This window comes from Stenotrophomonas sp. YJH_SMC_40 (assembly GCF_059368615.1).
The window spans coordinates 222,127-243,345 of record NZ_JCAFRX010000003.1; the positions used below are offsets into that span (position 1 = coordinate 222,127).

Consider the following 21,219-nt stretch of genomic DNA (forward strand, 5'->3'; position numbering starts at 1 on the left):
GCGCCACTAGCCGGTGCGGTCTGATGGATGGTTGACCCCATCGCTGACCGGGATCACCCCCAACGCGAACGGGTCGATGCCTTCCAGGCAGGCCACGTTGTAGCCGTACTGGTCGGGGTTGGAGCGGCGCCGGTGATGGGTGTAGATGCCGCACACGCCACAGAAGTAGTGCTCGGCCACATGGGTGTTGAACTGGTACATCTGCAGGTGGTTCTGCCCGCGCAGCACCTGCAGGCCCTGGCGGGGGACGCTGGCGGCGATGGCGCCCCGGCGCCGGCACATCGAGCAGTCGCAGCGGCGGGGATCGACGATGCCGTCGGGCAGGTCCAGCAGCAGCTCGACGGTGCCGCAGTGGCAGGTTGCGCGGTGCTGGGGTTGGACCGGAACGCCGGCCACGGAAGTGATGCCCATCATTGCTCCTGTGTGATCCGTCTGGCCGCGGGGGCCGCCGCAGACGGTGCGCCGGTGTGCCTGAACGGGCCGTAGATGCCACGGTGAACCCGCTTGTGGCTAACTATGCGGCTTCAGGACCGCGACAGGATGCCAGTGAAAGCCGCAGGACGATGGATGACAGGAAGTGCCATGGCGCTGCTGGCGCTGTGGGTGACCGGGCTGCTGGCCTATCAGTTGCCGGGGCCGGGCTGGCTGGCCACCGGCGTCGCCGGGCTGTGGCTGCTGGTAGCGCTGTGGGTGTCGTGGCGGGTCGCGCGTGGCCGTGCCTCGCGCCGCCTGGGCCTGGCGTTCGGGGCATCGCTGGCGCTGGCCGGCCTGTGGTGGCTGCTGCTGACCCCGCGCCAGGACCGCCTGTGGGCCGATGACGTGGCCCAGCGCCTGCACGTGGTGTCTTTCGATGGCCGCCACGTCGTGCTGGACAACGTGCGTGATTTCACCTGGCGCAGCGAAACCGACTACGACGCCCGCTGGGTGCGCCGCGAGTACGACCTGGACCAGTTGCGCTCGGCCGATCTGGTGCTGTCGTACTGGATGGGCCCGGCCATCGCCCACACCCTGATCTCGTTTGGTTTCGAGGACGGTCGCCACGTGGTGTTCTCGCTGGAGATCCGCAAGGAGCGCGGTGAATCGTTCTCGGCGCTGGGTGGCTTCTTCCGCAAGTTCGAGATGACCCTGGTAGCTTCGGAGGAGACCGACATCATCCGCACCCGCACCAACGCGCGCGGCGAGGACGTCTATCTCTACCGTCTGCATGGCATGGACCGTGCGCAGCTGAAGGAACTGTTCGCTGCGTACATCGCGCAGGCCCGCGAACTGGATGCCAAGCCCGGCTTCTACAACACGCTGACCAGCAACTGCACCACGATCGTCTTCGACCTGGCCCGGCACATCGCACCGCGCCTGCCGCTGGACTATCGCCTGCTGCTGTCCGGTTACCTGGCCGAGTACGCGCAGGAGGTCGGCGCGCTCGCTCCAGGTGTGCCGTACGCCGAGCTGCATGACAAGGGCCGCATCACCCAGCGTGCGCTGGACCTGGGCAGCGGCGACCATTTCTGCACCGTAATCCGCCAGGGCGTGCCCGGCACCGAGCAGGACCCGCAGTAATGACCCGATTCCTCCCACGCCGCTGGCAGCGCCTGCTGCCGGTGTTGTTCGCTGCCTTCCTGCTGCTGGGTAGCAGCGGTTGCGCGATGGTTACCGTCAAGCAGGTCAAGTCCAGCGATTCGCTGGTCAACAAGCGTGCCGACGTGCTCAACACGGGCAAGCTCAGTCCGGCCGCGCGCGAGACGCTCAGCGCGGCAGGCCTGGACGAGTCGCAGTGCGAAAAGGACTTCCTGGTCTGCCGCAGCACGCTGCTGATGACCGACGACCTCAATGTCGAGCAGCGCTTGTCGGCGCTGTCCGAACTGTGGGTGAAGGCCGCGCTGGCGATGACGCCGAAGAAGACGGCTGCCGGCGATCCGCCGATGAGCGATGCGGCATTGGATGCCTGGCTGGAAGCGGCGCGCTATGCCTATGCCTACCTGTTCTACAGCGGCCGTTCGCCGTCCGACCGTGCCTTCGAGGATCGGCAGACGCAGGTGCGCGACTACTACAACTACGCCGCCGAGAAGGCGGCAGTGGTGCTGTTCGTGCGCGCACGCGCCGCTGCGCTGGCCGGCGAGGACTACACGAAGCCGCTCACGGTCGGCAGCTGGTCGCTGGCCTCCAACTACCAGCAGCTGAACCTGAAGAGCATTCCCGCGCAGTTGGTGCCGGCCGGCACGGTCAGCTTCGTCGGCCTGCGCAGTACCTATCGCCGCGATGGCTTCGGTGCCGAGCTGGTGATGGTGATGGACCCGCCGAAGCTGGTTGCACCGGTGATCGCACCCGAGGGCCCCAAGGCCGAGGCGCCGCAGGAGGATGAGGACGACGCACGCCGTGGCCGCCGTCATCGCCATGACGATTCGGTGCCCGAGTTCAGCGAGATGTCCTCGATCAACGTCACCGCACTGCTGCGCTTCGAGGGCAGCAACCTGGACGATGTGATGCGCACGCGCCGGGTCGAGCTGGACGCTTATTCGCCCGAAGCCACCGAGCGCATCACCCTGCATGGCGAGCAGGTGCCGCTGGCCGGCAACTTCACCGCCGCCTATGGCCTGTGGCTGGCGCAGAGCGGTTTCGCCCGGCAATCGCTGCGCACCCTGTTCGGCATGAGCGAGGGCATCGGCGAACCGCACATCTACCTGATGCAGCCGTGGGACCCGAATCGTCGCATCATCTTCATGCTGCACGGCCTGGCCAGCAGCCCGGAAGCCTGGGTGAACCTGGCCAACGAGATCATGGGCGACCCCGAGCTGCGCCAGCAGTTCCAGGTGTGGCAGGTCTACTACCCGACCAATGCGCCGATCGCGTTGAACCGCTACGAGATCGCCAACGCATTCAACGACACGCTGAAGCACTTCGATCCCAACGGCAGCACGCGTGCATCGAAGGACATGGTCTACATCGGCCACAGCATGGGCGGCGTGCTGGCGCGCCTGCTGGTCAGTGACTCGGGCGACGTACTGTGGAATGACCTGCTGGCCAACTACGACCTGAAGGGCGAGCGCCTGAAGCGGGTGCAGAACAAGCTGGGGCCGCTGCTGCATTTCAAGGCGCAGCCGAACGTGGAACGCGCGATCTTCATCGCCGCGCCGCACCAGGGCACCGACATTGCCGGCAACAAGGTCGGGCGCCTGATCGGTCGCCTGGTACGCCTGCCGCTGACCATCCTCGGCAAATTCGAGGATGTGTTCCTGGCACTGGCGCAGGCCGAACAGCAGGTCGATGGCACGGCCAAGCCGAAGATTCCGAACAGCATCGACAACCTCAAGGCCAGCGATCCGTTCGTGAAGGCCGCCGCACAGCTGCCGATCGAAGCGGGCCTGAAGTACCACTCGATCATCGCCCAGCGCAAACCGGAACTGCCGGTGGACAAATCCGATGACGGGCTGGTGCCGTACTGGAGCGCGCACCTGCCGGGTGCATTGTCCGAGAAGGTGATCATCTCCGGCCACAGCGTGCAGGAGACCCCGCAGGCGGTGCTGGAAGTGCGGCGCATCCTGCATCGGGACATCGATGATGTGGGGGCCGGTACGCGGTAATGCCGGCCGCTGGCCGTCACCATCATGGGATTCCCGCGTGCGCGGAGGTTGCCGGCCAGCGGCCGGCACTACCGGAATCCGGCGGCGCTACACCCGTCGCGCGATCACCGTGGCCAACAGCGCAAGGCCGAAGGTGATGGCCAGGCACAGCAGGTAGCCGGTGTGCGGGGTGCTTTCCACGAACAACGCGAACAATGCGCCGGAGACCGCCAGCGCGGTGGTCACCGACAGGGCCTCGCTCAGCTGCAGTGCCGAGGTGTTGGCACCCTGCTCCCGCGGCGCCGACAACGACAGCGTCAACACCGACAGGCTGGCGTAGATCATGCCCATGCCGAAGCCGGTCACGGCCCAGCCGAGCAGCGACACCGGCAGTGGCACTACGTTGAACAGCACGGCCAGCGTGGCGGCGATGCCGACCGTCATCATCATCGTGCCGGCGCGCAGCAGCTGCTGGCGTGACCAGCCACGCTGCTGGTGGCCCTGCAGCCACGAGCCGGTGAACCAGCCCAGCGCACCGAGACTGAGTACGGCACCGGCCCAGCTGGGCGAAAGGCCACGTTCGCGCTGCAGCAGCAGTGGCAGGTAGGCCTCGCAGGCGAAGAAGGCGGCTGCCGCGATGCCACGCAGCGCGATCACGCTGGGCAGGCCACGGCGCAGGATCAGTGTTCCGGGCGGAAGCAGTCGATGTACGCAGAACAGCAGCGCCAGCACCGCCACACCGATGCAGAGCAGGGCAGGCAGGCCCTGCTGCTGGCCGCCGAAGTAGAGCAGCAGCGCCGCCAACGAGGCACCACTGGCCCAGCGCACCACGGTGCCTCGCCCATCGTCGGCGAGGCCGCCATCGGTGGGTTGCATGCGCGTAACTGCCGGACGCAGCAGCAGCGCGGCCGGAATGGCCAGCAGTGGCACGGCCAGGAACACCCAGCGCCAGCCCAGGTGCTGCACGATCAGGCCGCTCAACGCCGGGCCGACCATCGAAGGCACCACCCAGCCGGCCGAGAAGGCGGCGAACACCTTCGGCCGCAGGTGCTCCGGGTAGCTGCGGCCGACCATCACGTACAGCGAGACCGAGATCGCACCCGCACCCAGGCCCTGCAGCAGGCGTCCCGCCACCAGCATGCCCATGCGCATCGCAAAGCCGGCCAGCAACAGGCCCAGCACGAAGCAGGCCAATCCGTACCAGAGCGGCCGTGCCGGACCATGGTGATCGGCCCAGCGCCCGGCGAGGGTCATGCCGATCACGCTGGTGGCCAGGGTACCGCCGAAGGCCAGTGCGTACAGGCGCAGGCCATCCAGCGCCTCGGCCACGGTGGGCATCGCGGCCGCAACGGCCAATGCCTCGAAGGCGTGCAGCGCGACCAGCGCGACCATGCCGAGGGTGGTCGCGCGATAGCGTGCGGACAGGATCGAGGTGTCAGCCGGCAGGTGGGCGGCGGCGGGCGAGAGGGTCGGGGGCATACGGGTCAGATGCGGGCCGCGCTTGTCAACTGGCGGCGAAGATAGCAGCATGACACCTCAACAGCAGTTGAGGTCAAGCAATGGTGTCCCAGGAACTGAGCGTGGGCGAAGTCGCCCAGCGCAGTGGCGTGGCGGTTTCGGCGCTGCACTTCTACGAGCGCAAGGGGTTGATCAGCAGCCTGCGCACTTCGGGTAACCAGCGCCGCTATAGCCGCGACGTGCTGCGCCGGCTGGCGGTGATCCGCGTTGCGCAGCGCGTGGGCATGCCGCTGGAAGCGGTCGGCCGTGCCTTCGAAAGCCTGCCCGAGGGCCGCGCCCCGACCAAGGCCGACTGGGCCAGGCTGTCCGCGCGCTGGCGCACCGAGCTGGAAGAACGCATCCACATGCTGCAACTGCTGCGCGATGAGCTCACCGGCTGTATCGGCTGCGGCTGCCTGTCGCTGCAGCGCTGCCGCCTGGCCAACCCGGGGGATGTGCTTGGCGAACGCGGCGACGGCCCGATGCGCTGGGAGTGACCTGCGAAAAGGGGACGGAGGGGATTATGTCGTTTGTGCATTGACGACTTGATCCCCTCCGTCCCTTCTTTCTTACCAGACCGTGATCGTCTCGCCGCTCTGGATGCCTTCCACTGCACGCTGGAAGGCCAGCGCCGCGCGCTGCGCGCTCACCGCTTCAAAGCCCGGGAAGTAGGGTCCGTAGGCTGCCATCGATTCGATCAGCACGTTCGGGCTGACCACGTTGATGCGCAGGCCACGCGGCAGCAGTTCCAACGCGGCGGCACGCACGAAGCCTTCCAGCGCGGCATTCACCGAGGTGGCGTTGACGCCATCGCGGATCGGCTGTGCACTGACGATGCCGCTGGTCAGGGTGATCGAGCCGCCGGCGTTGAGATGGTGCTGCGCCGCCAGTGTCAGCCGCACCTGGCCCAGCAGCTTGTCCTGCAGGCCGAGGTTGAACTGCGCCGGCGTCATGTCCTGCAGCGGACCGAAGTGCAGCTTGCCGGCGGTGGAAATCACCGCATCAACCGGGCCGGTACGCGAGAACAGTTCGGCGACGCTGGCGTCGTCGGTCAGGTCCACGCGCAGTTCGCCGCTGCTGCGGCCGGCGGCGAGAATCTGATGCTGTTGGCCGAGCTGGCGGGCGACTGCCTGGCCGAGGGTGCCGCTGGCACCAACGAGGAGGATCTTCATGGCCGTTCCTTGCGTGAGGGAGTAAGCGCAGTCTGCGCCGTCACAGTGGGGTTAGGTAAGCGGCGTATGCTTTGCAGATTCCTAACTCCGGATTAGCAATGGACACCCTTCGCTGCATGCAGGCTTTCGTCGCGGTAGCCGAGTGCGGCAGCTTTGCAGGGGCCGCTGAAGAGTTGCAGGTCTCGGCGGTGATGGTCGGCAAGTACATCCAGCAGCTGGAGGCGCACCTGGGCACCGCGTTGCTGCAACGGAACACCCGCCGCCAGCGCCTGACCGAAGCCGGCAGCGCCTACCTGGCCGGGTGCCGGCAGGTGCTGGAGCAGGTGCAGCAGGCCGAGGCCGACGTGGCCGGCCTGCAGGTTCAACCGCGCGGGCTGCTGCGGGTCAGCGCACCCACCACCTGGGGCAGCTGCGTGCTGGCGCCACAACTGGCCGGCCTGCTGCGCGCGCAGCCGCAGCTGAACGTTGAACTGGATCTGAGCAACCGCCGTGTGGATCTGATCGAGGACGGCTTCGACGTGGCGATCCGGGTCGGGCCACTGCCGTCGCAGGAGGTGGTGGCGCGGCCGCTGCCACCGTATGCGATGAGCCTGTGCGCGGCGCCGTCCTACCTGCGCCGGCGCGGCACGCCGCGTACGCCCGCCGATCTGGAAGGGCATGACTGCCTGAGCCATCTGGCCTGGCGCGGTGGCCACGGCTGGCAGCTGGCCAACGGTGAACAGGTGGACTGGGAAGCGCGCCTGACCTGCAATGATGGTGTTGCACTGCGCGAAGCCGCGGTGGCCGGGGCCGGGCTGGTGCTGCAGCCGACCGCACTGCTGGCCGGGGAGATTGCAGCCGGGCGGTTGAAGCCGCTGCTGCGCGACTACCTGCCCGAACCGCGGCCGATGCACCTGATCTACCTGCCCGACCGCAGGCCGCGCCCGCGGTTGCAGTGCTTCGTCGATTTCGTCATGACCACGTTGGCGCAATAAGCATCCACGCCATGCGTGGATGATGGTAGGTGCCGACCATTGGTCGGCACACATCGGGATCAATCATTCACCGCAGACAGCAGAGCACCGTGCATTCCAGCGGCGACAGGTATCAATAGATCCACGCCATGCGTGGATGATGGTAGGTGCCGACCGTTGGTCGGCACACATCGGGATCAATCATTCGCCGCAGACAGTTCCTGCCCACGCACCTGCGCGGCGCGCAGTGCCGTATCCACCAGGGCCTCGAAGCCACCGGCCTGGAAGCTCTCGATCGCGGCCTGGGTGGTGCCGTTGGGCGAGGTCACGCGGCGGCGCAGTTCCGCCGGGCTTTCGCCAGCCTCATCCAGCATGCGCGAGGCGCCCAGCAGGGTCTGCACCACCAGCGTGCGCGCGGCGTCGGCCGGCAGGCCCTGGGCAATACCCGCCGCTTCCATGGCTTCGGCCAGCAGGAACACATAGGCCGGGCCGCTGCCGGAAACGGCAGTCACTGAATCCATCAGCCCCTCGCTGTCGATCCACACCGTGCGCCCGGCACTGGCCAGCACCTGCTCGGCCCGCGCGTGCTGCTGCGTGTCCACCGACGGTGTGGCGAACAGGCCGGTCACACCTGCGCCGAGCAGGGCAGGGGTGTTCGGCATCGCGCGCACCACTGCCAGGTCGCCCCCCAGCCAACGCTGCAGCTGCGCACTGGTGATGCCGGCGGCAATCGACACCACCAGCGGTCGGCTCGCCTGTGCCAGCGCCTGCAGAGACTGGCAGACCTCGCGCAGCACCTGCGGCTTCACCGCCAGGAGCCAGGTGCCACCCTGCGCGGCGGCATCGCTCGCGTTGTCATGCACCTGCACGCCGAAGTCGGCGGCCAGCGCCTGGCGCAGTTCGGCCACCGGTTCGGCGACGTGGATGTGCGCGGCCGGCACGCCCTGGCGGATCAGGCCGGCGATCAGGCTGCGCGCCATGTTGCCGCCGCCGATGAAGGTGATGGAATCAGCTGCCATGGAAGTCTCCTTGAAAAATCAGGCCGGGCGTGGGCGCGCGCCGAACAGGGCGGTGCCGATGCGCACCAGGGTGGCGCCCTCGGCGATGGCTTCGGCGTAGTCGCTGCTCATGCCCATCGACAGCGTGTCGATCTGCGCGTGCTGGGCAGCCAGCAACTGGAAAAGTGTGCGCATGCGCACGAATGCATCCCGACGGCGCTCGGCTTCGGGCCATGGCGCGGGAATCGCCATCAGTCCGCGCAGGCGCAGGGTGGGTTCGGCGGCAATCGCTGCGGCCAGTGCATCCACTTCTTCCGGTGCACAGCCATGCTTGCTGGATTCGTCGTCGATGTTGACCTGGATCAGCACGTTCAGCGGGCCTCGCGCGGCCGGGCGATGGCGTGCCAGCGCGGTCACCAGCTTGGGGCGGTCCACGCTCTGCACCCAGTCGAAATGGCTGGCCACGGCCTCGGCCTTGTTCGACTGCAGGTGGCCGATCAGGTGCCATTCCAGCGCCAGGTGCTGCAGCGCCTGCATCTTGGCCAGTGCCTCCTGCACGTAGTTCTCGCCGAAGGCGTGCTGGCCCTGCGCGGCCAGCGCGGCCACGGCCTCGGCCGGCTGGGTCTTGGACACCGCCAGCAGGCGTGGGTCGGGCCTGCCAGCGGCCTCGGCGGCGGCATGCAGGTTGCTCAGGATCTGGGGCAGGGGAGTGGCCACGTAACGCGTTCCGTTGAATCAGGAGGCTATACTGCCGCCCGGGGAAAGATCCTTCCAGTCGAAGCCGTTATTGGGGAGTAGCCGCTCATGGATATCGCCGAACTGCTGGCGTTTTCCGTAAAGAACAAAGCGTCCGACCTGCACCTGTCCGCAGGCCTGCCGCCGATGATCCGCGTCGACGGCGACGTTCGCCGGATCAACATCCCAGCCCTGGACCACAAGCAGGTCCATGCGCTGGTGTACGACATCATGTCCGACAAGCAGCGCCGCGATTACGAGGAATTCCTCGAAGTGGACTTCTCCTTCGAGATTCCATCGCTGGCGCGCTTCCGAGTGAACGCGTTCAACCAGAACCGCGGTGCCGGTGCGGTGTTCCGTACCATTCCGTCCGAGGTGCTCACCCTCGAGGACCTGGCCTGCCCGCCGCTGTTCCGCGAAGTGATCCAGCAGCCGCAGGGCCTGATCCTGGTAACCGGCCCGACCGGTTCGGGCAAGTCGACCACGCTGGCGGCGATGATCGACTACATCAACAAGAACGAGTACGGCCACATCCTCACCGTCGAGGATCCGATCGAATTCGTGCATACCTCGCAGAAGTGCCTGATCAACCAGCGCGAAGTGCACCGCGACACGCATGGCTTCAATGAAGCACTGCGCTCGGCGCTGCGTGAGGACCCGGACATCATTCTGGTGGGCGAACTTCGTGACCTGGAAACCATCCGCCTGGCACTGACCGCAGCGGAAACCGGCCACCTGGTGTTCGGCACCCTGCATACCAGTTCGGCGGCCAAGACCATCGACCGCATCATCGACGTGTTCCCGGCCGGCGAAAAGCCGATGGTGCGCTCGATGTTGTCCGAGTCGTTGCGTGCGGTCATTTCGCAGGCGCTGCTGAAGAAGGTTGGCGGCGGTCGTACCGCAGCGTGGGAAATCATGGTCGGCACCCCGGCCATCCGCAACCTGATCCGCGAGGACAAGGTGGCGCAGATGTACTCGGCCATCCAGACTGGCCAGCAGTACGGCATGATGACCCTGGACCAGCACCTGCAGGACCTGGTCAAGCGCAGCCTGATCACCCGAAACCAGGCCCGTGAGTACGCCAAGGACAAGCGCCTGTTCGAGTAAGGCGGGGCAGTAACGGGGCAGCGTGCGCCAGTGCGCTGCTGTTCCCGTGTTGTTTCCTCCACCGACCGTTACCTGGTAAACCGCTTTCCGGGAGCCTGCCGTGAACACCACCGCGACCACCATCGATTTCACTTCGTTCCTCAAGCTGATGGCGCACCAGCGCGCCTCGGACCTGTTCATCACTGCGGGTATGCCGCCGGCAATGAAGGTCAACGGCAAGATCTCGCCGATCACGCAGACCCCGCTCACGCCGCAGCAGAGCCGCGACCTGGTCCTCAACGTGATGACCCCGGCGCAGCGCGAGGAATTCGAGAAGACCCACGAATGCAACTTCGCCATCGGCCTGTCCGGTGTCGGCCGCTTCCGCGTCAGCTGCTTCTACCAGCGCAACCAGGTCGGCATGGTGCTGCGTCGCATCGAGACGCGCATCCCGACGGTGGAAGAACTGAGCTTGCCGCCGATTATCAAGACCCTGGCGATGACCAAGCGCGGCATCATCCTGTTCGTCGGTGCCACCGGTACCGGTAAATCGACCTCGCTGGCAGCGATGATCGGTTACCGCAACCAGAACTCGACCGGCCACATCATCACCATCGAAGATCCGATCGAGTTCGTGCACAAGCACGAGGGCTGCATCATCACCCAGCGCGAAGTCGGCATCGATACCGACAGCTGGGAAGCCGCGCTGAAGAACACCCTGCGCCAGGCGCCGGACGTGATCATGATCGGTGAGGTGCGTACCCGCGAAGGCATGGACCACGCCATCGCGTTCGCCGAAACCGGCCACCTGGTGCTGTGCACCCTGCATGCCAACAACGCCAACCAGGCGATGGACCGCATCGTCAATTTCTTCCCGGAAGACCGCCGCAACCAGCTGCTGATGGACCTGTCGCTGAATCTCAAGGGCGTGGTCGCGCAGCAGCTGGTGCCGTCGCCCGATGGCCGCTCGCGCAAGGTGGCGATGGAGATCCTGCTGGGCACGCCGCTGGTGCAGGACTACATCCGCGACGGCGAGATCCACAAGCTGAAGGAAGTGATGAAGGACTCGGTCCAGCTGGGCATGAAGACCTTCGACCAGAGCCTGTTCGAGCTGTACCAGGCCGGCGAGATCAGCTACGAGGACGCGCTGCGTTACGCCGATTCGCAGAACGAAGTGCGCCTGCGCATCAAGCTCAGCCAGGGCGGCGACGCACGCACGCTGTCACAGGGCCTGGATGGCGTGGAGATCTCCGAGATCCGCTGACCTGCAGATCTGTAGAGTCGACTGTCAGTCGACTCTCGCGCGCAGCGCGGGATTTTCCCGGCCGGTGAAAGAGCAGTCGACTAACAGTCGACTCTACCGGGCGCGTTGGCGATTGATGAATTCCAGTCATGACCAACTGCAACGCTGCCCATTCAATCGGCAGCCCCTGCAGGCGTATCGTCAGCGTTCCCCCCTCTGGAGCACGACGATGCAGACACGTGAACTCGGCCGCAGCGGCCTGAAGGTTTCCGCCTTGGGCCTGGGTTGCATGGGCCTGACCCATGCCTATGGCCAGCCGGTCGAGCGCAGCCAGGGCATCGCCCTGCTGCACGCTGCCGTTGAACGCGGCGTGACCTTCTTCGACACCGCCGAAGTGTACGGCCCGTACACCAATGAAGACCTGCTCGGCGAGGCCCTGGCGCCTTACCGCGACAAGCTGGTGATCGCCACCAAGTTCGGCTTCAGGGATGCGCGCACCGATACCGGCCTGGACAGCCGCCCCGAGAACATCCGCGCCGTGGCCGAAGCCAGTCTCAAGCGCCTGCGCACCGACCATATCGACCTGTTCTACCAGCACCGTGTCGACCCGAACGTGCCGATCGAGGACGTGGCTGGCACCGTGCGCGACCTGATCGCCGAGGGCAAGGTCGGCCACTTCGGCCTGTCCGAGGCCAGCGCCGCCACCGTGCGCCGTGCGCACGCGGTGCAGCCGGTGGCTGCCGTGCAGAGCGAGTATTCGCTGTGGTGGCGTGAACCGGAGCGCGAACTGCTGCCGGCCCTGCAGGAACTGGGCATCGGCTTCGTGCCGTTCAGTCCGCTCGGCCGTGGCTTCCTGACCGGCGCGATCAACGCCGACACCACCTTCGACGCCAACGATTTCCGCAACAGCGTGCCGCGCTTCGAAGTGGACGCCCGCCGCGCCAACCAGGCGCTGGTGGATCGCATCAGTACGATTGCTGCAGCACGCGGCGCGACCCCGGCGCAGGTGGCGCTGGCCTGGCTGCTGGCGCAGGCGTCGTGGATCGTGCCGATTCCGGGCACCACCAAGATCCACCGCCTGGAAGAGAACCTGGGCGCGGCTGACCTGCAGCTGGCGCCGGAGGAACTGCAGCGCATCGCGCAGGCGCTGGATGAAGTATCGATCGTCGGTGAGCGCTACAACGCCCAGCGTGCGGCCCAGGCCAAGGGCTGATCACCGGGTGCGGACCGAGGTGGGTGCGGACCGTTGGTCCGCACACCTCATCCAGCCATCGGCCCGCGCAGCGCATCCAGCACCGTGCGCATCGCCACCGTGACGTGGCGGCGCGACGGGTAGTACGCGTAGTAGCCATCGAAGTGCGGGCACCAGTCGTCCAGTACCGACTGCAGGCGGCCATCGTCCAGCATCGGCTGCACCTGGTCTTCCGGCAGCCAGGCCAGTCCGCTGCCGGCCAGCGCAGCGGCGCGGGTCATGCCCATGGTGTTGAAGGTCCACTGGCCGCTCACGCGCACGCTCAGTTCGTTGCCGTCCTGGCCGAAATCCCACGGCATCAGCCCGCCATGCGTGGGCAGGCGCAGGGTCACGCAGTTGTGGCCTGCCAGCTCGTCCGGATGGCGTGGGACCACGTGCTGGCGGAAGTAGCTGGGTGCACCGACCACGCGCATGCGCAGCGGCGGGCTGATCGGCACGGCGACCATGTCGCGCGCCAGGCGTTCGCCGAGGCGGATGCCGATGTCGTAGCGCTCAGCCACGATGTCGGCCAGCCCGTAGTCGGCGGTCAGTTCCACCTTGAGGTCCGGATACTGCTGCAGCAGCGGCGCCAGCCGTGGCCACGCGATGTACTCGGCGGCATGGCCGGTGGCATTGATGCGGATGGTGCCGGCCGGGCGTTCACGGTATTCGGCCAGCGCGGCCAGTCCGTCCTCGATCTCGGCCAGGCGCGGGCCCAGGGTGTCGAGCAGGCGGGCACCGGCTTCGGTGGTGGACACGCTCCGAGTGGTGCGGGTCAGCAGGCGCACGCCCAGGCGCTGTTCCAGGCCGCGCATGGCATGGCTGAGCGCGGACTGGGACACGCCCAGCTGGGCGGCGGCCTTGGTGAAGCTGCCCTCGCGGGCAACGTGCACGAAGGCCTGCAGGTCGTTGAGGTTTTCGCGGGGCATGACGGGATGATACGGCCGGGCTGCGCCCGGCACCTGCCGAATCAACGTCAACGGCAACGTCAAAAGCTGGCTTCCCGTGGGAGGCGGGGTGGCTCAGGTTGCGGGGGACGGCGCAAGTCCCCCTCCGGGGCCCGGCCCAGCCGCTGGCGGCTGTGCGTTCGGGCGCTTGCGAAGCAGTGCTTCGCAAGCAAAGCGCCCTCACCCATGAAGCTCGGTCGCGCTTGCTCGTGTGTGCTGTCCTGCGCACACGGCAAGACCGGGGTTGGTCGTCCTGCCCAACCCGCCCGAGGCATGCCTCGGGCCCATGCGGCTTACACCCCGCAACCTGAGCCGCCCCGCCTTCGACAATTTCCCGCTGCTGTTGGTGGGTGCCGACCGTTGGTCGGCACGGGATCCGGCCCCACGACGTGAGGGTGTGTCGATTTCAGGGACTGTGGTTCGTCGAATGAATGACTTCAACGGGAGCTGCACATGAGCACTGACACCAAGCCGAAAGGCCCGGCCTCGTATTTCCCCTCCATCGAGAAGACCTACGGGCAGCCGGTGGCGCACTGGTTCGGGCTGCTGGCCGGGAAGAAGGGCCTGAAACACATGGAACTGGTCAGCTTCCTGAAAAGTGAGCATGGGCTGGGCCATGGCCATGCCAATGCGCTGGTGGCGCACCATCTGGCCGGCAAGGGCTGAGCAGCGGCGGGCCGGAGATCGGGCGGGGCGCATTCAGCTGAACGATTTCATCTGCAACTGTCATGCAGATCGTGTCTAATACCGATCCCCACCTGCTGTTCCCCACCCGTATGTCCCTTCCCTCCCATGGCCCCGCGCCGTGCGACGACGCTGACGGCCACCTGGTCACCGCCGGTCCGCTGACCCCGCCGCCCGACAGCGCCGGCACCACCGCCGACGAAAAAGCGCTGCGCCACTCGATCGCCGAGGACGTGCAGGGCATGGTGCTGGCCACGATGGTGGCCTCGCTGGGCCTGGCCATCTTCGCCAAGGGCGGGCTGATGATCGGCGGCATGGCGGGCATGGCGTTCCTGCTGCACTACGCGATGGGCTGGAACTTCGGCCTGGTGTTCGTGCTGGTCAACCTGCCGTTCTACTGGGTGGCGCTGCGGCGCATGGGTTGGGAATTCACCCTGAAGACCTTCGCTGCGGTCACCGCCTGTGGCGTGTTGACCGACCTGCTGCCGCGCTGGATCGACTTCTCGCACATCAACCCGCTGTATTCGGCGATCGTCGGCGGTGCGTTGTCCGGCCTGGGCATCCTGTTCTTCATCCGCCATCGTGCCAGTCTCGGCGGCATCGGCATCCTGGCGGTGTACCTGCAGCGCACCCGTGGCTGGAGCGCGGGCAAGGTGCAGATGTCCTACGACGCCTGCCTGATGGTGGCCGCGTTCTTCGTGTTGTCGCCGTCGAAGGTGCTGTACTCGGCCATCGGCGCGGTGGTGCTCAGCCTGGTGCTGATGTTCAACCACCGCCCCGGCCGCTACATGGGCGTGTGACCGTTCAACGGGGTTCCCGGCCAGCGGCCGGCACTACCGGAACCCACGCGTAGTAACGCCGGGCCATGCCCGGCGGATATCCATCAGCGGGCGGCGGCCTTCAGCCACGGCGGCGACAGCGTCAGCAGCCGCGCATGCACCGGGCAGTCCTCGGCATGCGCACCGGGGAGGTAGCCCAGGCTCATCAGGAACTCGCCGGTGATCTCGCCGCCGGTGAAGCGGAAGGTCTTCTTGAACAGCTTCACCCAGTCGGCCTTGCTGCGCGGGTGGTGCGCGTCCAGCCACGCCGCGAAGCTGCCATGGCTGGCCCGCAGCTGCTGGATCACCTGCGCGTTGTGGATGGCCGCCAGCACCTTCAGCCGGTTGCGGATGATGCCCGCGTCCGACAGCAGGCGCTCGATGTCCTGCTCGGCGTATGCAGCCACGCGGTCCACATCGAAGCCGTCATAGGCCGTGCGGAAGCCCTCGCGCTTCTTCAGGATCGTTTCCCAGCTCAGGCCGGCCTGATTGATTTCCAGCACCAGCCGCTCGAACAGTTCGCGCTCGTCACGCTGCGGGAAGCCGTACTCGTTGGCGTGGTAGTAGTCATGCACCGGATGGCCCGGGGCGATGAGGCAGTAGCCGCTCATGGGGAAGACTCGGTGGATTCGGGTTCGGGATCGATGGCCACTGCGGGGCGCCCATCGATGGACAGCATCGGCCAGCGTGGCGGTTCGAGCGTGAGTTTGCCATCACGCAGCGCCTGGTTGATCGCCTCGGCCTGGCCGCTGGCGGTGCCGAACAGCGAACCGGCCCGGCGCCAGTGGGCATCCCTGCCACGTGCGTACAGCACGCAGTCCGGCCCACGGTGGGTGTACAGCTCGCACAGCAGCACTTCGCCAGTGCCATCGCCGTCCAGGTCGCGATGCACGATCAGGCAGTCGCGCTCGCTCTGGGCGCAGGATTCGCCATCGATCGCGCGCGTGGCCAGTGCCTGCCACCAATCGTCCGGTGGCGAGCTGGATCCCTTGGCCAGCTTCAACGCGCGCTGCAGGGCGACGACGTCCTGCGGCCCCTTGTCGAGGCGGTGGCCGTCATCCCAGCGCGAGGTACGTGCCAGCGCGGCAGCGATCACCTGTGGCGCGTTGGCATCGGCGGTGATGGCTGGGTCACGCTGCAGCTCGCGCAGCGCCTGCACGCCGCGGTGGCCAAGATCGAAGCGCAGCACGTTGACGTCACTGCTGGTGATTGCAGGCGGGTCCGCACGCAGGCGCGCCAGCTGGCTGGACAGGGTCAGCCGTACCGGGTCCAGCAGCGGCGAGTTGCCCAGCAACGCCAGTGCCAGCACCGCCCAGCACATCCAGCGGTTGACCGGCTCCAGCATCTGCAACCAGCGCCCCTGCCGGCGCAGCACCGCCAGCGCGTAGCCCGCGGCATAGCCGGCCACGGCCACTGCGACGAGTACCGCCCAGAACCGGTCCACGGTCCAGCCGTACTGCACCACGCGCAGCCCCAGTGCGTACAGGGCCAGTGCGGCGTAGGCCGGCAGCGCCAGCAGGCTGGCTTCAACCAGCCGGCGCAGCAGCAGCGGGTAGGGGGCGCTGTCTTCCCCCTGCTGGTAGACCGCGTTGGTGAACGTCACCAGCAGCAGCGACAGCACCAGCAGCAGGCCGGCGGCCGAGCGGGTCTTCCACAACGGTTCCAGCCCGGTAAGCGGCAGGCTCAGCACGAACAATACGGCGATGAACGAGAGCAGCGGCAACAGCCCACGGCAGATCGCGAACAGCACCTGACGGGTGATCTGGATGGCGCGGTGCTGGGTGCGCCCGATCAGTACGCCGAACCCGGCCAGGCTGCCGGTGGCCAGTGCGATGAACGCGTCCTGCCGGAACAGGTCGCGGAAGACGGTCACGTCGAGCAGCTGGAACAGCGCCGACCACAGCCACAACAGCAGCCAGGTCAGCCCGGTGAACAGTGCCGCCAGGGCCAGGGTCAGACCATTCTGCCAGGTGCGCTCGAACAGCTCGGGATAACTGGCACGCCAGTGCCCGTGCTGCAGCTGGAACTGCCACCAGGGCAGGACCACGAACACCGCAACGGCAATGCCCAGGGTCAACGGAAGCTGCAACGCGCCCGATTCCAGTGCGGTCTCGCCATTGAGGTTCCAGCCGATCCAGGCGGCCAGCGCCAGCACCACCGTCGAGCCGAGCACGGCCTGCAGCCACAGGCGGCGCTGGCCCAGCTCCACCAGGCTCAGCGCCACCGCGCTGGGAATGGCCAGCACCCAGGCGTACCAGCAGTAGCGCCAGCCGATATCGCGGAACGGCCACGCGTCGGACAGTTCCTGCGCGGCATACAGCATCAGGCCCTGCAGCAGGGCAAGCAGGACGATGGCGCTGCGTGCCGGCAGGGTCAGGGGCGTTGAAGACTGCATCGATGACCTTCCATGGCAAAGCACCATCCTAGCCCATCGCTGTTCGACGCCATCGCGCGACCATCCCGCCCCCAGCAGGTAGAATAGGACCATGCCTGTAACGCCGACTTCCCTTGCCGATCACCTGCTCGTCGCGCTGCCGTCGCTGCTCGACGCGACCTTCGCCCGCAGCGTCGCGCTGATCTGCCAGCACGACGAGAACGGGGCGATGGGCGTGCTGGTCAACCAGCCTTCCGAGTACACGCTGGGTGAAGTGCTTGCACAGATGGACATCACCACCGGTGATGGCGACCTGCAGGCGCGCATGGTGCTCAACGGCGGCCCGGTGCATCCCGAGCGCGGCTTCGTCATCCATGACGACGCGCGGGCGTGGGATTCCAGCCTGACCGTGGGCGACGGCCTGTACCTGACCACCTCGCGCGACATCCTCGAAGCGATGGCGCGCGGCGAGGGCCCGGCCAATGCCGTGGTCACCCTCGGCTGTGCCGGTTGGGGCGCCGGGCAGCTGGAAAGCGAGCTGTCCGAGAACAGCTGGCTGACCGTGCCGGCCGATGCCGAGCTGGTGTTCCAGCTGCCGCTGGAGCAGCGCTGGCAGGGTGCGGCCTCGCGCATCGGCGTGGACCTGTTCCGGCTGACCGACTACAGCGGCCATGTCTGAGCCCATCACGCCCGCGCCGGATTCTGCTGCCCCGGCGATCCGCCGTGATGGCACCGTTCTGGGTTTCGATGTCGGCTCGCGACGGATCGGCGTGGCCATCGGCAGTGCCTTCGCCGCGCATGCGCGCGCGGTGGCCGTGGTCGATGTGCACGGCAACGGCCCGGACTGGACCGCGATCGAACGCCTGCTCAAGGAATGGAAGCCCGACGGCCTGGTGGTCGGCGACCCGCTGACCCTGGACGGCCAGGACCAGCCCAACCGCAAGCGCGCGCAGGGCTTCGCCCGCCAGCTGCGGGAGCGCTTCAAGCTGCCGGTGGTGATGATCGACGAGCGTTCCAGCTCAGTCGAGGCCGCACGCCGCTTCGCCGTCGAGCGCGCCGAAGGGCGCAAGCGCCGCCGTGATGCGGCTGCCCTCGATGCCGTCGCCGCAGCGGTGATCATCGACCGCTGGCTGTCGTCCCCCGACGACGCCACCCCCATTCCCTGACTGCCCGACACCGCCATGACCGCCCAGCAAATCGATGCCTCCGGACGCCTGCGCCACCTGCTGACCCTGGAGGGCCTGCCGCGCGAAACGCTGCTGCAGCTGCTCGACCGCGCAGGGCAGATCCGCGATGCCGCAGTCGGCCGCGTCGGCAACAAGCGCCACGTGCTGGCCGGTTCGGCGGTGTGCACGCTGTTCTTCGAACCGTCCACGCGCACCCGCAGTTCGTTCCAGCTGGCCGCGCAGCGGCTGGGGGCGGACGTGCTGAATTTCGACGCCTCGACCTCCTCTACCCGCAAGGGTGAGACCGCCTGCGACACGCTGCGCAACCTGGAAGCGATGGGCGTGCGCGGCTTCGTGGTGCGCCACCCCGATGACGGCGCCGTGGCCGCACTGGCCGATGCGGCAGGCGAGGGCACCGCGCTGATCAATGCCGGTGACGGCCGCAGTTCGCACCCGACCCAGGGCCTGCTGGACATGCTGACCCTGCGCCAGGCCAAGGGCCCGGATTTCTCGAAGCTGAAAGTCGTGATCGTCGGCGACGTGAAGCACTCGCGCGTGGCCCGTACCGACCTGCATGCGCTGCGCACGCTGGGCGTGGGCGAGATCCGCGTGTGTGGCCCGCAGTCGCTGCTGCCGGACGACGAGACCCTGAAGGGCTGCGTGGTCGGCGATGATTTCGACGCGATGCTGGAAGGCGTCGATGCGCTGATGATGCTGCGCCTGCAGCGCGAGCGCATGGAAGAAGGCCTGGTGCCGTCGCTGGAGCAGTACCACGCGCAGTACGGCCTGACCAACGAACGCCTGGCGCGCGCGGGCAAGGATGCCGCGGTGCTGCACCCGGGCCCGATCAACCGCGGCGTGGAAGTGACCGACGAGGTGGCCGACGGCTCGCAGTCGTGGGTGCTGCGCCAGGTCGCCAACGGCGTCGCGGTGCGCATGGCCGTGCTGGAAACCCTGCTGGGCTGACCTGCCCTGGTGGGTGCCGACCGTTGGTCGGCACGGTTGATCTGTCCTTATCCGATCCGGTGGGTGCCGACCGTTGGTCGGCATGGTTGATCTGTCCTTATCCGATCCGGTGTGTGCCGACCGTTGGTCGGCATGGTTGATCTGACCTTATCCGATCCGGTGGGTGCCGACCGTTGGTCGGCACGGTTGATCTGTCCTTATCCGATCCGGTGGGTGCCGACCGTTGGTCGGCACTGAACCGTCAGTGCGGTGAAGTGCGGGCCTAGCCATTGAATGGTTCCGGGCCTACCTGTACTGACGTGATTGCCCGATAGAACCGGAGTAGCGGCAGGCGCACGCTTGGGCCCATGAGCCGCGCACGCCTACGCCTTGGCCGCCATTCCCGGATCGGACAATCCTACATCCTGACCACCGTCATCCAGGAGCGTCGACGCTACTTCGATGATGCCACTGCGGCACAGGAGGTGATGGATGTGTTCCGTCGCATTGATGCTGAGGGCCTGACGCACTCACTTGCCTATGTGGTCATGCCGGACCACATCCATTGGCTTGTGGAGATCCGTGCGTTCTCGCTGGACTACATCATGCAACGCTTCAAATCGAGCAGTACATTGCGGATCAACCGCATGCTGGGTAGGACAGGACCATTCTGGCAATCGAGCTATCACGATCACGCCATTCGTTCTGAAGAATCACTGTTTCGCCATGCGATGTACATCGTCGCCAACCCGGTCAGGGCGAACTTGGCGAGCTGCGTGGGAGAGTATCCGTATGCCTGGTGCCGATGGGAGATCGATGAGAGGTACCAGGCAATGGATTACCCCGAAGCGGAGAGGTAGTGCCGACCAACGGTCGGCACCCACCCATACCCAAGCCGACCAACGGTCGGCACCCACCAATACCCAAGCCGACCAACGGTAGGCATCCACCAACAGGTGTTTCCCAGCAGAAGCTGCGGTTCAGCGCTTCTGCGCGAACAGCCATTCCCACATTGCCGGGTCGGCGTAGGTGGCGTCCCAGGCATTGTGGTTGCCTTCCGGGTATTCGGTGTAGCGCACGTCGCGTGCGGCGGCGCGCTGGAATGCGGCATGCAGTCTGCGGTCGTCGTCCGGCGGCACCACGTCATCCAGTGCGCCGTGGAAGATCCAGATCGGCGTGTGCTGCAGGCGCTGGGCAATCACCGCGTACGGGTCCGCTTCGTGCGCGACCTGCTCGACGAACAGGGTCGGGCGTACCGCACGCGGGGCGAGCACCGCGCCGCACACGGGGACGATCGCGGCAAAGCGGCGTGGGTCATCCAATGCGATGTTCCAGCTGCCATAGCCGCCCATCGACATGCCGGTCAGGTATTGCCGCGCCGGGTCGGCGCCGAATTCGGCGATCGTCGCGTCCAGCGCGGCCACTGCCGTACGGTTGTTGCGGCCGCTCCATTCCTCGTGGCCCGGCACCTGTGGGAACACCACCAGGGCGGGGAAATCGGGATGCGCGCGCAGGTAAGGCCCCAGCCCGGCGTGGGTCTGCTTGACGCCATCGGCGCCACGCTCGCCCGAGCCGTGCAGGAACAGGACGACCGGAAGGTGGGTGGGAGCGGCGGCCTGCACGCTAGCCGGAATGAACACCTGGTAGTAAGCCGTTTGCCCGTCCACCTTCACCGCGCGTGCTTCGAAGCGGCCACGCGCGCTGTCCGGCAGCGAAGTGCAACCGCTCATCATCAGAAGGGCCAGCAGTGGCAGCCAGCGCGACAGCAAACGGACCATGGGATTTTCCGAAGCGGCGAGATCGCCTGCATCGT

General features: G+C 67.0%; 21 protein-coding genes and 1 pseudogene. 13 read left to right on the top strand and 9 right to left on the bottom strand.

Annotated elements, in window-relative coordinates; translation table 11 throughout:
- Nucleotides 1-6: 6 nt before the first annotated feature.
- Nucleotides 7-411, bottom strand: a complete 405-nt coding sequence (locus AC5P6X_RS06875; RefSeq protein ID WP_033834825.1) for a GFA family protein — start codon at nt 409-411, stop codon at nt 7-9.
- Nucleotides 412-582: 171 nt separating this feature from the next.
- Between AC5P6X_RS06875 and AC5P6X_RS06880 the strand changes: the two genes are divergently transcribed.
- Nucleotides 583-1,557, top strand: a complete 975-nt coding sequence (locus tag AC5P6X_RS06880) for an Lnb N-terminal periplasmic domain-containing protein (protein ID WP_108270523.1) — start codon at nt 583-585, stop codon at nt 1,555-1,557.
- A complete protein-coding gene (locus AC5P6X_RS06885) occupies nt 1,557-3,578 on the top strand; it encodes an esterase/lipase family protein (RefSeq protein ID WP_005408362.1) in 2,022 nt (673 codons plus the stop codon). The genes AC5P6X_RS06880 and AC5P6X_RS06885 overlap by 1 nt, the downstream gene beginning before the upstream one ends.
- Nucleotides 3,579-3,665: 87 nt before the next feature.
- Here the strand turns inward: AC5P6X_RS06885 and AC5P6X_RS06890 are convergent, their stop codons facing one another.
- Nucleotides 3,666-5,087, bottom strand: a complete 1,422-nt coding sequence (locus AC5P6X_RS06890; RefSeq protein ID WP_088436007.1) for an MFS transporter — start codon at nt 5,085-5,087, stop codon at nt 3,666-3,668.
- A gap of 29 nt (nt 5,088-5,116) precedes the next feature.
- Here AC5P6X_RS06890 and soxR point away from each other — a divergent pair, with 29 nt between their 5' ends.
- Nucleotides 5,117-5,551, top strand: coding sequence for a redox-sensitive transcriptional activator SoxR (soxR, locus tag AC5P6X_RS06895; RefSeq protein ID WP_005412484.1), 435 nt, complete (start codon nt 5,117-5,119; stop codon nt 5,549-5,551).
- Between the two features lie 72 nt (nt 5,552-5,623).
- Here soxR and AC5P6X_RS06900 read toward each other — a convergent pair.
- Nucleotides 5,624-6,235 (bottom strand): annotated as a pseudogene (locus AC5P6X_RS06900) (short chain dehydrogenase); the annotation flags it as partial.
- A gap of 89 nt (nt 6,236-6,324) precedes the next feature.
- Here AC5P6X_RS06900 and AC5P6X_RS06905 point away from each other — a divergent pair.
- Entirely contained in the window at nt 6,325-7,200 is an 876-nt protein-coding gene (locus AC5P6X_RS06905; RefSeq protein ID WP_099605049.1) for a LysR family transcriptional regulator, read from the top strand.
- Nucleotides 7,201-7,376: 176 nt separating this feature from the next.
- On the opposite strand, the gene proC is transcribed toward AC5P6X_RS06905, so the two are convergent.
- Both proC and AC5P6X_RS06915 read right to left on the bottom strand, forming a co-directional pair.
- Entirely contained in the window at nt 7,377-8,198 is an 822-nt protein-coding gene (gene proC, locus AC5P6X_RS06910) for a pyrroline-5-carboxylate reductase (protein ID WP_005408367.1), read from the bottom strand.
- 18 nt (nt 8,199-8,216) lie between these two features.
- Nucleotides 8,217-8,894, bottom strand: a complete 678-nt coding sequence (locus AC5P6X_RS06915) for a YggS family pyridoxal phosphate-dependent enzyme (protein ID WP_005408368.1) — start codon at nt 8,892-8,894, stop codon at nt 8,217-8,219.
- 87 nt (nt 8,895-8,981) lie between these two features.
- On the opposite strand from AC5P6X_RS06915, the gene AC5P6X_RS06920 reads away from it, so the two are divergent.
- The 3 genes from AC5P6X_RS06920 to AC5P6X_RS06930 all read left to right on the top strand — a co-directional run bounded on the left by AC5P6X_RS06920 (nt 8,982) and on the right by AC5P6X_RS06930 (nt 12,454).
- A complete protein-coding gene (locus AC5P6X_RS06920; RefSeq protein WP_004147099.1) occupies nt 8,982-10,019 on the top strand; it encodes a type IV pilus twitching motility protein PilT in 1,038 nt (345 codons plus the stop codon).
- Between the two features lie 100 nt (nt 10,020-10,119).
- On the top strand, nt 10,120-11,262 hold the full coding sequence (locus tag AC5P6X_RS06925; protein ID WP_005408369.1) for a PilT/PilU family type 4a pilus ATPase: 1,143 nt from the start codon (nt 10,120-10,122) through the stop codon (nt 11,260-11,262).
- 208 nt (nt 11,263-11,470) lie between these two features.
- Nucleotides 11,471-12,454, top strand: a complete 984-nt coding sequence (locus AC5P6X_RS06930; protein WP_005408370.1) for an aldo/keto reductase — start codon at nt 11,471-11,473, stop codon at nt 12,452-12,454.
- 47 nt (nt 12,455-12,501) lie between these two features.
- On the opposite strand, the gene AC5P6X_RS06935 is transcribed toward AC5P6X_RS06930, so the two are convergent.
- Entirely contained in the window at nt 12,502-13,401 is a 900-nt protein-coding gene (locus AC5P6X_RS06935) for a LysR family transcriptional regulator (protein ID WP_049451062.1), read from the bottom strand.
- 471 nt (nt 13,402-13,872) lie between these two features.
- Here AC5P6X_RS06935 and AC5P6X_RS06940 point away from each other — a divergent pair, with 471 nt between their 5' ends.
- Both AC5P6X_RS06940 and AC5P6X_RS06945 read left to right on the top strand, forming a co-directional pair.
- Nucleotides 13,873-14,085 (top strand): DUF4287 domain-containing protein, encoded by a 213-nt coding sequence (locus AC5P6X_RS06940; RefSeq protein WP_014646220.1) that lies wholly within the window; start codon nt 13,873-13,875, stop codon nt 14,083-14,085.
- 110 nt (nt 14,086-14,195) lie between these two features.
- Nucleotides 14,196-14,903, top strand: coding sequence for a YitT family protein (locus AC5P6X_RS06945; RefSeq protein ID WP_014036228.1), 708 nt, complete (start codon nt 14,196-14,198; stop codon nt 14,901-14,903).
- Nucleotides 14,904-14,986: 83 nt separating this feature from the next.
- Here AC5P6X_RS06945 and AC5P6X_RS06950 read toward each other — a convergent pair whose 3' ends face one another.
- Both AC5P6X_RS06950 and AC5P6X_RS06955 read right to left on the bottom strand, forming a co-directional pair.
- Nucleotides 14,987-15,532, bottom strand: a complete 546-nt coding sequence (locus tag AC5P6X_RS06950) for a DNA-3-methyladenine glycosylase I (RefSeq protein ID WP_049451061.1) — start codon at nt 15,530-15,532, stop codon at nt 14,987-14,989.
- Nucleotides 15,529-17,316 carry a DUF4153 domain-containing protein gene (locus AC5P6X_RS06955; protein WP_108270525.1) on the bottom strand — a complete coding sequence of 596 codons (1,788 nt, stop codon included), beginning with the start codon at nt 17,314-17,316 and terminating at the stop codon, nt 15,529-15,531. Before AC5P6X_RS06955 ends, AC5P6X_RS06950 begins: the two co-directional genes overlap by 4 nt.
- A 91-nt stretch (nt 17,317-17,407) precedes the next feature.
- Between AC5P6X_RS06955 and AC5P6X_RS06960 the strand changes: the two genes are divergently transcribed.
- From AC5P6X_RS06960 to AC5P6X_RS06975, 4 genes are all read left to right on the top strand, one after another.
- Complete coding sequence (locus AC5P6X_RS06960) at nt 17,408-17,974, top strand: YqgE/AlgH family protein (RefSeq protein ID WP_005408377.1); 567 nt, start codon at nt 17,408-17,410, stop codon at nt 17,972-17,974.
- Nucleotides 17,967-18,461, top strand: coding sequence for a Holliday junction resolvase RuvX (ruvX, locus tag AC5P6X_RS06965; protein WP_005408378.1), 495 nt, complete (start codon nt 17,967-17,969; stop codon nt 18,459-18,461). The genes AC5P6X_RS06960 and ruvX overlap by 8 nt, the downstream gene beginning before the upstream one ends.
- A gap of 15 nt (nt 18,462-18,476) precedes the next feature.
- A complete protein-coding gene (locus AC5P6X_RS06970) occupies nt 18,477-19,427 on the top strand; it encodes an aspartate carbamoyltransferase catalytic subunit (protein WP_049451058.1) in 951 nt (316 codons plus the stop codon).
- A gap of 347 nt (nt 19,428-19,774) precedes the next feature.
- Nucleotides 19,775-20,266: an REP-associated tyrosine transposase gene (locus tag AC5P6X_RS06975; RefSeq protein WP_088436004.1), complete on the top strand. Its 492-nt coding sequence runs from the start codon at nt 19,775-19,777 to the stop codon at nt 20,264-20,266.
- Between the two features lie 120 nt (nt 20,267-20,386).
- Here the strand turns inward: AC5P6X_RS06975 and AC5P6X_RS06980 are convergent, their stop codons facing one another.
- Nucleotides 20,387-21,184, bottom strand: coding sequence for a carboxylesterase family protein (locus tag AC5P6X_RS06980; RefSeq protein WP_049451056.1), 798 nt, complete (start codon nt 21,182-21,184; stop codon nt 20,387-20,389).
- Nucleotides 21,185-21,219 lie beyond the last annotated feature (35 nt).